This is a genomic window from Enterobacter cloacae complex sp. P6RS, from assembly GCF_014982245.1.
Lineage (GTDB): Bacteria > Pseudomonadota > Gammaproteobacteria > Enterobacterales > Enterobacteriaceae > Enterobacter > Enterobacter bugandensis.
Genome location: NZ_JADCLB010000022.1, coordinates 56,937 through 70,359, shown reverse-complemented (window position 1 = coordinate 70,359; position 13,423 = coordinate 56,937). Strand labels below are relative to the sequence as shown.

Sequence of the window (13,423 nt, the reverse complement as noted above, 5' to 3'; positions counted from 1 at the left end):
CCAACATCAGGGAAATACAATGAAAACAGTAAAAATCAGCGCGCTCAGCGCCGCTATTCTGCTCGGCGGTCTTGCCTCAACGTCCTCGTGGGCCGCCGACGGCGAAACCGTGGTTATCGGTCTGGCAGGCCCGCTCACCGGCCCGTCCGCCCGTATCGGGAAAGATCTGGAGAACGGCGCGCAGCTGGCCATTGACGACATTAACAAGCAGCATCCGACCATCGGCGGCAAAGCGGTCACCTTCAAACTGCAGTCCGAAGACGATCAGTCTGACCCGCGCACTGCCGTAGCCGTCGCGCAGCGTCTGGTGGACAGCGATGTGGCGGGCGTGGTCGGCCACTGGAACACCGGCACCAGCATTCCAGCGGCCCGCGTCTATCACGATGCGGGCATCGCCCAGGTGGCACCGGTCGCGACCGGTCACGCCTATACGCAACAAGGTTTTGATACCAGCTTCCGCGTGATGGGACACGACGATGACGGCGGCCAGCTCGCCGGTCAGTACGCGGTTAACACCCTGAAAGCCAAACGCATTGCGGTAATCGACGACCGTACCGCCTTCGGTCAGGGTCTGGCGGACCAGTTTATTAAGTCGCTGGAAGCCCAGGGCGTGAAAATTGTCGACCGTCAGTACGTGGATGACAAAACGGTCGATTTCAGCGCCGTGCTGACCGCCATCCGCAGTAAAAACGCCGATCTGATCTTCTTCGGCGGCGTCGACAGCCAGGCCGCACCGCTGGCTCGCCGCATTAAACAGCTGGGCATGAATGCCACGCTGATGGGCGCAGGCGGATTCGTCAGCCAGACGTTCCTGAAGCTGGCGCAGAAAGAAGGCGAAGGCGTTGTGGCGCTGGAGCCGGGCCTGCCCGTTGACCAGATGCCGGGTGGAAAGGCATTCGAACAGGCCTACCAGGCCCGCTACCACACCCATATCGAACTGCACGCCCCGTTCGCCTATGACGCCACCCGCGTGCTGGTTGCGGCGATGGAAAAAGCAGACTCCGTTGAGCCATCAGATTATCTGCCCGCCCTGCGCGCCATCAGCTATTCCGGCGTTACCGGACAGATCGCGTTTGATAAAGAGGGCAACCTGAAATCGCCGTCGTTCACGGTCTATAAGGTTGTCGACGGCAAATGGCAGCCGCAGACCGTGCTGGGCGGCGCAAAAGCGAAGTAACGCAGCGAGGCAATGTGATGAGTGATAATAATGAGCTGGGCATTCTCGCCCGCCGCAAAATTGAAGCTGAAATTATTAAGCCAATTTATGAAATCCTGGTGCGCGAGATAGGGAAAGCCCGTGCCCAGGCGGTGATTGGTGAGGCCATTGAGCAGGCCGCGATTGACGCTGGCAAAGGGTTTGCCAGCAAAGAACCCAACGGCGCGAACATCAAGAGCTTTATCGCCCTGCAGTATCTGTGGGAGAAAGATAACGCCCTGGACGTGAAGGTGATCGACGCTGACGACCAGCAGTACAACTACAACGTGACCCGCTGTCGCTACGCGGAGATGTACCACGAGATGGGGCTGGGCGAGATTGGTCATCTGCTCTCCTGCGCGCGCGATGAGAAATTCATCGTTGGCTATGCGCCGGACGTAGAGCTAACCCGCACCACGACCATTATGCAGGGCGGTGCGTGCTGTGATTTCCGCTACCGCAGCGGTAAGGACAAGCCATGATCCGCGTCAATGCCGAACGGCTGTGGTCAACGCTTGAGATGATGGCGCAGATCGGCGGCACGCCCGCCGGTGGCGTCACCCGTCTGGCACTGAGCGAGGAAGATCGTATTGCGCGTAACCTGCTGCGCGACTGGGCGCTGGACGCCGGTTTTACCTGTGACGTCGACAGCATGGGCAATATGTTCATCCGCCGCGCGGGGAAAAACCCGCATCTTGCGCCGGTCATGACCGGTTCGCACGTGGATACCCAGCCGCTGGGAGGGAACTACGACGGGGTTTACGGCGTGCTGGCCGGGCTGGAGCTGCTGCGCACCCTCAATGACCATCAGCTTGAGACGGAGCGTGACATCGTGCTGGTCAACTGGACCAACGAAGAAGGCGCGCGCTTTGCGCCAGCCATGCTCGCTTCAGGGGTCTGGACGGGGCAATTTAGCGAAGCGTACGCCCATGCCCGCGCGGATAGCGACGGTATCAGCGTGGGTGAAGCGCTGGAAAGCATCGGCTACCGGGGTGAAGCCCCCGCCCGCGCGTTTCCGGTTCACGCCTGCTACGAGCTGCACATCGAACAGGGCCCGATTCTGGAAGATGAAGCCCTGGATATCGGGTTAGTCCGCGCGGCAATGGGCCAGCGCTGGTTTACCCTGACGCTGGACGGGTTTGCCGCCCACGCGGGCACCACGCCGATGCACAGCCGCCGAGACGCGCTGACCGCATTCTCGGAGCTGGCGCTGAAGGTGGAGGAGATTGGCTATCGGCACGCGCCGGACGGACGTGCGACCATCGGTATGGCGCAGGTTACGCCAAACTCGCGCAACGTCGTGCCGTCTCGGGTGGTCTGCAGCGTGGAGTTTCGCCATCCGGCGCTGACGGCACTGGAAGCCATGGAGGCGGCGCTGCACAAGGTGGCTGAAAGCCTGAGCCTGCGCGGCGTGGCGGCTGTCGTTGAGCGCATCTTTGACTACGCGCCCATCGCATTTGATGCTGAATGTCTGGCCCGCACGGAAAAGGCCGTTGCGGAACTGGGCTATTCGTCGAAGCCGATGGTCTCGGGGGCGGGACATGACGCCTGCTATGTCAGCAAGATTGCCCCTGCCAGCATGATTTTTATCCCCTGCGTGAAGGGCATCAGCCATAACGAAGCGGAAAGGATCCTGCCAGAGTGGTCGGAGAAAGGGGCGAACGTGCTGTTGCATAGCGTCCTGTCCGCGGCCCAGGAAAAATAAACCGGGTGGCGCGGCTCGGACAACCGCGCCCGTAGGCCCGGTAAGCGCAGCGCCACCGGGCGTGTTTTACGGCTTCGGCACCTTCGCCAGGCTGAACCAGATCCCCACTGCCAGCAACAGCAGCATTCCGCCCGCACTCCCCAGCGCCACGCTGTGGGAGGTAATAAACGCACTTTTCGCCGCCTCAATCACCGGCTCCGCGAGGGACGGCGTCAGCTCCTGCGCCACCTTCATCGCTTCACCAATGGATGACGAGGCTTTATCGACGAGCGAGGCATTCAGCCCCTGCGGCAGGTCAATCGACGCCGAGAAGCTGCGGGTCAACAGCAGACCAAAAATGGCGATCCCCAGCCCGGCGCCCAGTTCATAGGACATGGTTTCAATCGCTCCTGCGGCAGCGGCTTTCTCCTTCGGCGCGGCAGCCATAATGGCGGAGGTCGAGGCCAGCAGCGCGCTTGCAGCGCTAAAGCCAAGCAGAACCATCAGCCCCCACGCCTGCCACTGCTGCGTGCTGAAATCAAGCATCGACAGGCCGATGAAGCTGACAGCGCTGAGCCCCATCCCCCCGGCAGCGACGATGCGCAGCCCCAGGCGGCCCACCAGCACACCGGCAATCGGCCCGCTGAATCCGCTTGCCACCATCACCGGGAGCATAAACATACCCGCTTCAAACGGCGTAAAGCCGTGAACAAACTGTAGCTCCTGCGCCATCAGCAGCTCAAACCCGACCAGGGCAATCATGGCGGTCATCGCCATGACCACGCCGCTCAGAATGATGCGATGGCAGAACAGACGCATATCGATCATCGGCACGCGGGCGCGCAGCTGGATGCGCACGAAGATAAACAGCAGCACCGAGCCGGTCACCAGCGCGGAGGCAACCAGCCACGGAGACAGGACGCCTTTTAGCGCGGTTTTGGCGCTGTAGACCAGCAGCAAAATCGCCACAATCAGCATGATGGCATGACTGATATTCAGCGGCTGCTCCGGTCGGCCCTGCTGACGGGGCACAAAACGCGCGGCCAGCGACACCACTACCAGCACAATCGGCACGTTGATTAAAAACACCGATCCCCAGTAAAAATGCTCGAGCAGCATACCGCCAATCAGCGGACCAAACGCCGCCCCGCCGGAACCCACTGCCGCCCAGACGCCGAGCGCGATGTTGCGATCTTTCGCGTCGGTAAACAGCGTGCGGATCCCCGCAAGCGTAGCCGGAATGATCATTGCCGCACCGATCGCCAGCGAGGCGCGTGCCGCTATCAGCCACCCTGCCGACGGTGCAAACGCGGCCCCCAGGGACGACAGGCCAAACAGCGTGCTGCCGATCATCAGCAAGCGTTTAAAGCCAATGCGGTCACCCAGGGCACCCATCGGCAGCACCATTCCCGCCATCACCAGCGAGTAAATATCAATGATCCACAACAATTCGTTACCGCTGGCACCCAGCGTCATGCTCAATGTCGGCGCCGCCACGTGCAGCACCGTCGCGTCAATCGCCACCGGGATGTATACCAGCACGATAATCACTAACGCTAACCACTGACGAAACATAAATTTCCTTTTCATTTTAAACATGGACACATGTCCAGAATGCGATCCTACGTAAAGTTGAACGACTGTCCAGCTTTTTGTTACACTCGTTTCGGTCTTATTGAGAGTAGAGAAAAAATGCGCTATTTGAGCAAGGAAGAGCGGCGGGAAGCGATCTTACAGGCCGCGATGCGCGTGGCGCTGGCCGAGGGGCTGGCAGCCATGACGGTACGGCGTATTGCCGCAGAAGCGGGCGTCGCGACCGGGCAGGTCCACCACCACTTTGCCTCCGGCGGCGAGTTAAAATCGCTGTCGTTTGTGCGCGTGATCCGCGAGCTGCTGGATGCCGACGTGGTGGGTGAAAACGCCGGCTGGCGGGAACGGTTGCACAGCATGCTCGGCAGTGACGACGGTGGGCTTGAACCTTACATTCGCCTTTGGCGGGAAGCCCAAATTCTTGCCAGCCGTGATCCCGAGATCAAAGCGGCTTATGTCCTGACCATGGAGATGTGGCATCAGGAAACCGTGGCGATTATCCGCGCCGGGGCTGATGCCAACGCGTTCACGCTTACCGATCGGGCGGAAAATATCGCCTGGCGTTTAATAGGGCTGGTTTGTGGCCTGGATGGGATCACCGTATTAAATATGCCTGAAATGGACGATGCGGCATTTAATAAACATCTCGACAAACTTATCACGCTGGAATTGTTTTAATACTCCTTCCGGAGTATAAATTAAGCAAAGTGTTACAATTAGTAACACATTAAGCGAGCCCTTATTTTCATTCTAATCTCGGGGGTTCGCTTTTTTATCTATCCTTTCAGATGTATCCCAAAGCATCCCAAAAAACCAATAACACTTCTTTAATCATCTTTCTGTTTTTACTTCATTTTTCTCTCAAACATGGTAAGCAAGAGGGCGATATGTCGCAACAAAGTGATAAAAGTAATCCCCATCTGTTGAGTAACTGGAAACCTGAAAACGCGCAATTTTGGGAGAATAAAGGAAAACATATCGCACGAAGAAACCTATGGATTTCTGTAGCTTGCCTGCTATTAGCGTTTTGCGTGTGGATGTTATTTAGCGCCGTTGCGGTCAATCTTAATAAAGTCGGATTTAATTTCACCACCGATCAGCTTTTTATGCTAACGGCATTACCTTCTCTCTCTGGCGCGATATTGCGCGTCCCCTACTCGTTTATGGTGCCAATATTTGGCGGACGCTACTGGACGGTATTGAGCACCGTTATCCTGATTATCCCCTGCGTCTGGCTGGGAATAGCCATTCAGGACACCGCGACACCTTACTGGGTCTTTATCGTGATTGCCCTGCTCTGCGGTTTTGCCGGGGCCAACTTTGCCTCCAGCATGGGTAACATCAGCTTCTTCTTCCCGAAGGCCAGACAGGGCAGCGCGCTGGGCATCAACGGCGGGCTGGGAAATCTGGGCGTCAGCGTGATGCAGCTGTTTGCTCCGCTGGTGATTTTCCTGCCAATGTTTACCTTCCTCGGCGTGCACGGCGTACCGCAGGAGGACGGCTCAACGATGTGGCTGGCCAATGCGGCCTGGGTCTGGGCGCCGCTGCTGCTGGCAACCCTTGCGGCGTTTTTTGGCATGAACGATATCGCCAGCTCTAAAGCCTCTATCGCCAGCCAGCTGCCGGTACTGAAGCGCTTTCACCTCTGGCTGCTGAGCCTGCTTTATCTTGCTACCTTCGGCTCGTTTATCGGCTTCTCGGCGGGCTTTGCCATGCTGTCGAAAACCCAGTTCCCGGACGTGAACATCCTGCACCTCGCTTTCTTTGGCCCCCTGATCGGCGCGCTGGCGCGTTCGGCGGGCGGAATGATCTCTGACAGGCTGGGCGGCGTGCGCGTCACGCTGATTAACTTCGTTTTTATGGCTATCTTCAGCGCCCTGATCTTCCTGACGCTCCCCGGCTCTGGCTCCGGCAGCTTTATCGCCTTCTACCTGGTCTTTATGGGCCTGTTCCTCACCGCCGGGCTGGGCAGCGGTTCGACCTTCCAGATGATCGCGATTATCTTTCGCCAAATCACCCTCGACCGCGTCAAGAGGCAGGGCGGCACGGACGAGCAGGCGCAGCATGAAGCGGTGACGGAGACCGCCGCCGCGCTGGGCTTTATCTCCGCTATCGGCGCCGTTGGCGGGTTCTTCATTCCCAAAGCCTTTGGCACCTCGCTGGCGATGACCGGATCGCCGGTCGGCGCCATGAAGGTGTTCCTCGTGTTTTACATCGTCTGCGTGCTCGTTACCTGGCTGGTGTATGGCCGCAAATCCGCAAAAAAACAATAACTACACGTCCGAAGCAGGAGAAATGTCATGAGCAAACTGTTGGATCGCTTTCGTTATTTCAAAACAAAGGGGGACAGCTTCGCCAACGGGCACGGGCAGGTATACCACACCAACCGCGACTGGGAGGACGGCTACCGCCAGCGCTGGCAGTTCGACAAGATTGTGCGATCCACCCACGGGGTAAACTGTACCGGCTCCTGCAGCTGGAAGATTTATGTCAAAAACGGCCTGGTGACCTGGGAAACCCAGCAGACCGACTACCCCCGCACCCGCCCTGACCTGCCCAATCACGAGCCGCGCGGCTGCCCGCGAGGCGCAAGCTACTCCTGGTACCTCTACAGCGCCAACCGCCTTAAGTACCCGCTGGTGCGCCGCAGGCTGATTGAGCTCTGGCGCGAGGCGCTGGCGCAGCATACCGATCCGGTGCTGGCCTGGGATGCCATCCAGAACGATCCGCAAAAGGCGCAAAGCTACAGGAAGGCGCGGGGTAAAGGCGGGTTTATCCGCTCAAACTGGAAAGAGCTGAACCAGCTGATCGCCGCCGCTAACGTCTGGACCATCAAAAACTACGGCCCGGACCGCGTGGCCGGTTTTTCGCCTATTCCGGCGATGTCGATGGTCTCCTACGCTGCCGGAACGCGCTATCTCTCCCTGCTGGGCGGCACCTGCCTGAGCTTCTACGACTGGTACTGCGACCTGCCGCCGGCGTCGCCGATGACCTGGGGCGAGCAGACCGACGTGCCGGAGTCCGCCGACTGGTACAACTCCAGCTATATCATTGCCTGGGGCTCGAACGTGCCGCAGACGCGTACTCCGGACGCCCACTTCTTTACCGAGGTGCGCTACAAAGGCACTAAGACCGTTGCGATTACGCCGGACTTCTCGGAGGTCGCCAAGCTCAGCGACCAGTGGCTGGCCCCCAAACAGGGCACCGACAGCGCCCTCGCCATGGCGATGGGCCACGTCATCCTCAAAGAGTTCCACCTCGATAACCCGAGCGATTACTTCCTTAACTACTGCCGCCGCTACACCGACATGCCGATGCTCGTGCTGCTGGACGAGCAGGCTGACGGTCGCGTGGTGCCGGGCCGGATGCTGCGAGCCTCCGATCTCGTCGACGGACTGGGGGAGGCCAATAACCCAGAGTGGAAGACCGTCGCCTTCGATATTGCCGGTAACCTGGTGGTGCCAAACGGCTCGATCGGCTTCCGCTGGGGGGAAAAAGGCAAATGGAACCTGGAGCCTCAGGCTGCGGGCCATGAAACAGAACTCACACTCTCCCTGCTGATTACCCACGACAGCGTGGCGGACGTCGCGTTCCCCTACTTTGGCGGCAACGAAAACCCGCATTTTCGCAGCGTGAAGCAGGAGCCGGTGCTGACGCGCCGCGTGCCGAGCAAAACCCTGACGCTCGCCGACGGCAGCGAGAAGCGAGTGGTCAGCGTTTACGATCTGGTGCTGGCTAACTACGGTCTCGATCGCGGCCTGGAAGACAGTAACGCCGCAGACAGCTATGACCAGATCAAAGCCTACACGCCCGCCTGGGGCGAGCAGATCACCGGCGTGCCCGCGTACCTGATCGAAAAAATTGCCCGCGAGTTCGCCGACACGGCGCACAAAACGCACGGTCGCTCGATGATCATTCTTGGTGCCGGGGTGAACCACTGGTACCACATGGACATGAACTATCGCGGGATGATCAATATGCTGGTCTTCTGCGGCTGCGTCGGGCAGAGCGGCGGCGGCTGGTCCCACTATGTCGGCCAGGAGAAGCTGCGCCCGCAAACCGGCTGGCTGCCGCTGGCCTTCGCGCTGGACTGGAACCGCCCGCCGCGCCAGATGAACAGCACCTCGTTCTTCTACAACCACGCCAGCCAGTGGCGCTACGAGAAGCTCACCGCGCAGGAGCTGCTCTCCCCGCTGGCGGACGCGTCGAAGTTCACCGGACATCTGATCGACTTTAACGTTCGTGCCGAACGCATGGGCTGGCTGCCGTCGGCCCCGCAGCTCAACCTCAACCCGCTGCACGTCAAGGCGCGTGCGGACGCGGCGGGCATGACGCCGCAGGAGTACACCGTTCAGGCGTTGAAGTCGGGCGATATCCGCTTCGCCTGCGAACAGCCGGACAACGGCAAGAACCACCCGCGCAACCTGTTCGTCTGGCGCTCTAACCTGCTCGGCTCGTCCGGGAAAGGCCACGAGTACATGCTGAAATACCTGCTCGGCACCGAGAGCGGCATTCAGGGTGAAGATTTAGGCTCAACGGATGACGTGAAGCCTGAAGAGGTGGAGTGGCAAACCGCCGCCATCGAGGGCAAACTCGACCTGCTGGTGACGCTCGATTTCCGCATGTCCAGCACCTGCCTGTTCTCCGATATCGTTCTGCCGACCGCCACCTGGTATGAAAAGGACGACATGAATACCTCGGACATGCACCCGTTTATTCATCCGCTTTCCGCCGCCGTTGACCCGGCATGGGAATCGCGCAGCGACTGGGAGATCTACAAAGGCATCGCCAAAGTCTTCTCCGAGGTGTGCGTTGGCCATCTGGGCACAGAAACCGACGTGGTGCTCCAGCCGCTGCAGCATGACTCCCCGGCGGAGCTGTCGCAGCCGTTTGATATTCAGGACTGGCGCAAAGGGGAATGTGACCTGATCCCCGGTAAAACGGCGCCAAACATTGCCGTGGTCGAGCGTAACTACCCGGAAACTTACGAACGTTTTACCGCCCTCGGCCCGCTGATGGACAAGCTCGGCAACGGCGGGAAAGGCATTTCGTGGAATACGCAGAACGAGGTCGATTTCCTCGGCAAGCTGAACTACGTCAAGCTCGACGGCCCGGCGAAAGGCCGCCCGCGCATTGAAACCGCCATTGACGCCTCGGAGGTGATCCTCGCCCTCGCCCCGGAAACCAACGGACAGGTGGCGGTGAAGGCCTGGGAAGCGCTCGGAGAACTGACCGGGCGCGACCACACCCATCTGGCGCTGAACAAGGAAGACGAGAAAATCCGCTTCCGCGACATTCAGGCGCAGCCGCGCAAAATCATCTCCAGCCCGACGTGGTCCGGCCTTGAGAGCGAGCACGTCTCCTATAACGCGGGCTATACCAACGTCCACGAGCTGATCCCGTGGCGCACCCTTTCGGGCCGCCAGCAGCTGTATCAGGATCATCCGTGGATGCGCGCCTTCGGGGAGAGCCTGGTGGCCTATCGCCCACCGATTGATACCCGCAGCGTGACCCACATGCGCGAGATCCCGCCGAACGGCTTCCCGGAAAAAGCGCTGAACTTCCTGACGCCGCACCAGAAATGGGGCATCCACTCCACCTACAGCGAAAACCTGCTGATGCAGACCCTGTCGCGCGGGGGGCCCATCGTCTGGATCAGCGAAACCGACGCGCGCGAGCTGGGCATAGAGGACAACGACTGGATCGAAGCCTTCAACGCCAACGGCGCCCTCACCGCCCGCGCGGTGGTCAGCCAGCGCGTGCCGCCGGGCATGACCATGATGTACCACGCCCAGGAGCGCATCCTGAACATTCCGGGGTCAGAAGTGACCGGACGGCGCGGCGGGATCCACAACTCGGTCACCCGCGTCTGCCCAAAACCGACGCACATGATCGGCGGCTATGCGCAACTAGCATACAGCTTTAACTATTACGGCACCGTCGGCTCCAACCGCGACGAGTTCATCATGATCCGCAAAATGAAAAATATTAACTGGCTGGACGGCGAAGGTCGGGATCAGGTACAGGAGGCGAAAAAATGAAAATACGCTCACAGGTTGGCATGGTTCTGAATCTCGATAAATGCATCGGCTGCCACACCTGCTCGGTCACCTGCAAGAACGTCTGGACCGGGCGCGAAGGGATGGAGTATGCGTGGTTTAACAATGTGGAGACCAAACCGGGGATTGGCTACCCGAAAAACTGGGAAGATCAGGAGGAGTGGCAAGGCGGATGGATCCGCGGCATTCACGGCAAGCTGACCCCGCGCCTCGGCGGCAAAATGGGCGTGCTGTCGAAGATTTTCGCCAACCCCGTCCTGCCGCAGATTGACGATTATTACGAACCCTTCACCTTTGACTATCAGGATCTGCACCGCGCGCCGGAGGGGGATCACCTCCCTACCGCCCGCCCCCGCTCGCTGATCGACGGCAAGCGGATGGACAAAATCGTCTGGGGGCCAAACTGGGAGGAACTGCTGGGCGGCGAGTTCGAAAAGCGCGCCCGCGACCGCAACTTCCAGAAGATCCAGAAGGAGATGTACGGCCAGTTTGAAAACACCTTCATGATGTATCTGCCGCGCCTGTGCGAGCACTGCCTGAACCCGAGCTGCGTGGCCACCTGCCCGAGCGGCGCGATTTACAAGCGCGAAGAGGACGGCATTGTGCTGATCGACCAGGATAAATGTCGCGGCTGGCGCCTGTGCATCAGCGGCTGCCCGTACAAGAAAATTTACTTCAACTGGAAAAGCGGCAAGTCAGAAAAATGCATCTTCTGCTACCCGCGCATTGAGTCCGGCCAGCCGACCGTTTGTTCGGAGACCTGCGTCGGGCGAATCCGTTATCTCGGCGTGCTGCTCTACGACGCGGACCGTATTGAAGAGGCCGCCAGCACCGAGCATGAAACCGATCTGTACGAGCGCCAGTGCGACGTGTTCCTCAACCCGAACGATCCGGCGGTGATTGAGGAAGCGCTGAAGCAGGGCATTCCGCAGAACGTGATTGATGCCGCCCAGCGTTCGCCGGTCTACAAGATGGCGATGGACTGGAAGCTGGCCCTGCCGCTGCATCCGGAATACCGCACCCTGCCGATGGTCTGGTACGTGCCGCCGCTGTCGCCGATTCAGTCCTACGCGGATGCGGGCGGCCTGCCGCAGAGTGACGGCGTCCTGCCTGCCGTGGAAAGCCTGCGCATTCCGGTGCAGTACCTGGCAAACATGCTCAGCGCGGGCGATACCGGCCCGGTGCTGCGCTCCCTGAAGCGCATGATGGCGATGCGTCACTATAAACGCTCTCAGACCGTGGAAGGCGTGACCGATACCCGCGCCATTGAGGAAGTGGGCCTGACCGAAGCGCAGGTTGAGGAGATGTACCGCTATCTCGCCATCGCTAACTACGAAGACCGCTTCGTGATCCCGACCAGCCACCGCGAAATGGCGCGCGACGCCTTCCCGGAGAAAAACGGCTGCGGCTTCACCTTTGGCGACGGCTGCCACGGCTCCGACACCAAATTCAACCTCTTCAACAGCAGCCGCATCGACGCGATTAACATCACCGAGGTGCGCGAACACGGGGAGGGAGAATAATGCAGATCCTTAAAATCATCGCGCTGCTGATTGAGTATCCCGATGAGCTGCTGTGGGAAAACCGCGATGAGGCGCTTTCCCTGGTTGAGCAGGACGCGCCCATGCTGCTGCCGTTTGCGCAGCAGCACCTTAGCGCCCCGCTGCTGGATAAGCAGGCCGAATGGTGCGAGGTGTTCGAACGGGGCCGCGCAACGTCCCTGCTGCTGTTCGAGCACGTTCACGCCGAGTCGCGCGATCGCGGTCAGGCGATGGTCGATCTGATGAGCCAGTATGAGAAAGCCGGGCTGGAGCTGGACTGCCGCGAGCTGCCCGACTATCTGCCGCTCTACCTGGAATACCTCAGCCTCGTCACCGACGACGAGGCGCGTGAAGGATTGCAAAATGTCGCGCCGATCCTGGCGCTGATTGGTGGTCGCCTCAAGCAGCGCGGCGTGGCGCATTACCAGCTGTTTGACGCCCTGCTGACGCTGGCGGGAACGCGGCTTTCCAGCGACAGCGTGGCGAAGCAGGTGTCCGGTGAAAAACGGGATGATACCCGTCAGGCGCTGGACGCCGTGTGGGAAGAGGAACAGGTGAAGTTTATCGAAGACAACGCCACATCGTGCGACAGTTCGCCGATGCAGCAATATCAACGACGCTTTAGCCAGGACGTCGCGCCGCAGTACGTGGACGTCAGCGCCGGAGGCCCAAAATGACGCACTACCTGAACGTGTTTTTCTATGATATTTACCCGTATATCTGTGCTACCGTTTTTTTCCTCGGCAGCTGGCTTCGCTACGACTACGGGCAATACACCTGGCGGGGCTCATCGAGCCAGATGCTCAGCAAGCGCGGGATGAACTGGGCCTCTAACCTGTTTCATATCGGGATTCTGGGGATCTTCTTCGGCCACCTGTTCGGCATGTTAACCCCGCACTGGATGTACGCCTGGTTTTTACCCGTCGCGGTTAAACAGCAGCTGGCCATGATTGCGGGAGGCATATGCGGCGTACTGACGCTGATTGGTGGGTCAATGCTGCTGATCCGCCGCCTGTTCAACCAGCGGGTACGCGCCACGTCCACCACGCCGGATATTATCATCATGAGTATCCTGCTGCTTCAGTGCATCCTGGGGCTATCGACCATTCCTTTCTCCGCGCAATATCCTGACGGAAGCGAGATGATGAAGCTGGTCGGCTGGGCGCAGGGGATCGTAACGTTTAAGGGGGGCTCGTCGGAGATGTTGAGCGGCGTCGCGCCGATCTTCCGCGTGCATCTGGTGCTGGGGATGACGATCTTCCTCATCTTCCCGTTCACCCGTCTGGTGCACGTGTGGAGCGCGCCGTTTGAGTATTTTACCCGTCGGTATCAGGTGGTGAGATCGCGCCGTTGA

General features: G+C 59.8%; 10 protein-coding genes. 9 read left to right on the top strand and 1 reads right to left on the bottom strand.

Annotation, left to right across the window (positions count from 1 at the left end; all coding sequences use genetic code 11):
- Nucleotides 1-19: 19 nt before the first annotated feature.
- Genes INF73_RS16530 through INF73_RS16520 form a run of 3 tightly spaced genes read left to right on the top strand, consistent with a single transcriptional unit; the run spans nucleotide 20 to nucleotide 2,900 of the window.
- Complete coding sequence (locus INF73_RS16530) at nucleotides 20-1,177, top strand: branched-chain amino acid ABC transporter substrate-binding protein (RefSeq protein ID WP_041909827.1); 1,158 nt, start codon at nucleotides 20-22, stop codon at nucleotides 1,175-1,177.
- Between the two features lie 17 nt (nucleotides 1,178-1,194).
- The gene (locus tag INF73_RS16525) at nucleotides 1,195-1,677 is read left to right on the top strand and encodes an L-2-amino-thiazoline-4-carboxylic acid hydrolase (protein ID WP_028013263.1); all 483 of its coding nucleotides are present in this window, start codon (nucleotides 1,195-1,197) and stop codon (nucleotides 1,675-1,677) included.
- The gene (locus tag INF73_RS16520; protein ID WP_193542361.1) at nucleotides 1,674-2,900 is read left to right on the top strand and encodes a Zn-dependent hydrolase; all 1,227 of its coding nucleotides are present in this window, start codon (nucleotides 1,674-1,676) and stop codon (nucleotides 2,898-2,900) included. The genes INF73_RS16525 and INF73_RS16520 overlap by 4 nt, the downstream gene beginning before the upstream one ends.
- Nucleotides 2,901-2,966: 66 nt before the next feature.
- Here INF73_RS16520 and INF73_RS16515 read toward each other — a convergent pair whose 3' ends face one another.
- Nucleotides 2,967-4,454, bottom strand: a complete 1,488-nt coding sequence (locus INF73_RS16515) for an MFS transporter (protein ID WP_193542363.1) — start codon at nucleotides 4,452-4,454, stop codon at nucleotides 2,967-2,969.
- Nucleotides 4,455-4,571: 117 nt separating this feature from the next.
- Between INF73_RS16515 and INF73_RS16510 the strand changes: the two genes are divergently transcribed.
- From INF73_RS16510 to narI, 6 genes are all read left to right on the top strand, one after another.
- Nucleotides 4,572-5,147, top strand: coding sequence for a TetR family transcriptional regulator (locus INF73_RS16510; protein ID WP_193542366.1), 576 nt, complete (start codon nucleotides 4,572-4,574; stop codon nucleotides 5,145-5,147).
- Nucleotides 5,148-5,356: 209 nt separating this feature from the next.
- On the top strand, nucleotides 5,357-6,742 hold the full coding sequence (locus tag INF73_RS16505) for a NarK family nitrate/nitrite MFS transporter (protein ID WP_193542368.1): 1,386 nt from the start codon (nucleotides 5,357-5,359) through the stop codon (nucleotides 6,740-6,742).
- A gap of 27 nt (nucleotides 6,743-6,769) precedes the next feature.
- On the top strand, nucleotides 6,770-10,510 hold the full coding sequence (locus tag INF73_RS16500) for a nitrate reductase subunit alpha (protein WP_193542370.1): 3,741 nt from the start codon (nucleotides 6,770-6,772) through the stop codon (nucleotides 10,508-10,510).
- Nucleotides 10,507-12,051, top strand: coding sequence for a nitrate reductase subunit beta (gene narH, locus INF73_RS16495; RefSeq protein ID WP_193542372.1), 1,545 nt, complete (start codon nucleotides 10,507-10,509; stop codon nucleotides 12,049-12,051). Before INF73_RS16500 ends, narH begins: the two co-directional genes overlap by 4 nt.
- A complete protein-coding gene (gene narW, locus INF73_RS16490; RefSeq protein WP_193542374.1) occupies nucleotides 12,051-12,746 on the top strand; it encodes a nitrate reductase molybdenum cofactor assembly chaperone in 696 nt (231 codons plus the stop codon). Before narH ends, narW begins: the two co-directional genes overlap by 1 nt.
- Entirely contained in the window at nucleotides 12,743-13,423 is a 681-nt protein-coding gene (gene narI / locus INF73_RS16485; RefSeq protein WP_193542376.1) for a respiratory nitrate reductase subunit gamma, read from the top strand. Before narW ends, narI begins: the two co-directional genes overlap by 4 nt.

Bases quoted from the DNA above. Each gene is read 5' to 3' on its own strand.
- INF73_RS16530 (WP_041909827.1), top strand. From the start codon at position 20: ATGAAAACAGTAAAAATCAGCGCGCTCAGCGCCGCTATTCTGCTCGGC.
- INF73_RS16525 (WP_028013263.1), top strand. From the start codon at position 1,195: ATGAGTGATAATAATGAGCTGGGCATTCTCGCCCGCCGCAAAATTGAA.
- INF73_RS16520 (WP_193542361.1), top strand. From the start codon at position 1,674: ATGATCCGCGTCAATGCCGAACGGCTGTGGTCAACGCTTGAGATGATG.
- INF73_RS16515 (WP_193542363.1), bottom strand. From the start codon at position 4,454: ATGTTTCGTCAGTGGTTAGCGTTAGTGATTATCGTGCTGGTATACATC.
- INF73_RS16510 (WP_193542366.1), top strand. From the start codon at position 4,572: ATGCGCTATTTGAGCAAGGAAGAGCGGCGGGAAGCGATCTTACAGGCC.
- INF73_RS16505 (WP_193542368.1), top strand. From the start codon at position 5,357: ATGTCGCAACAAAGTGATAAAAGTAATCCCCATCTGTTGAGTAACTGG.
- INF73_RS16500 (WP_193542370.1), top strand. From the start codon at position 6,770: ATGAGCAAACTGTTGGATCGCTTTCGTTATTTCAAAACAAAGGGGGAC.
- narH (WP_193542372.1), top strand. From the start codon at position 10,507: ATGAAAATACGCTCACAGGTTGGCATGGTTCTGAATCTCGATAAATGC.
- narW (WP_193542374.1), top strand. From the start codon at position 12,051: ATGCAGATCCTTAAAATCATCGCGCTGCTGATTGAGTATCCCGATGAG.
- narI (WP_193542376.1), top strand. From the start codon at position 12,743: ATGACGCACTACCTGAACGTGTTTTTCTATGATATTTACCCGTATATC.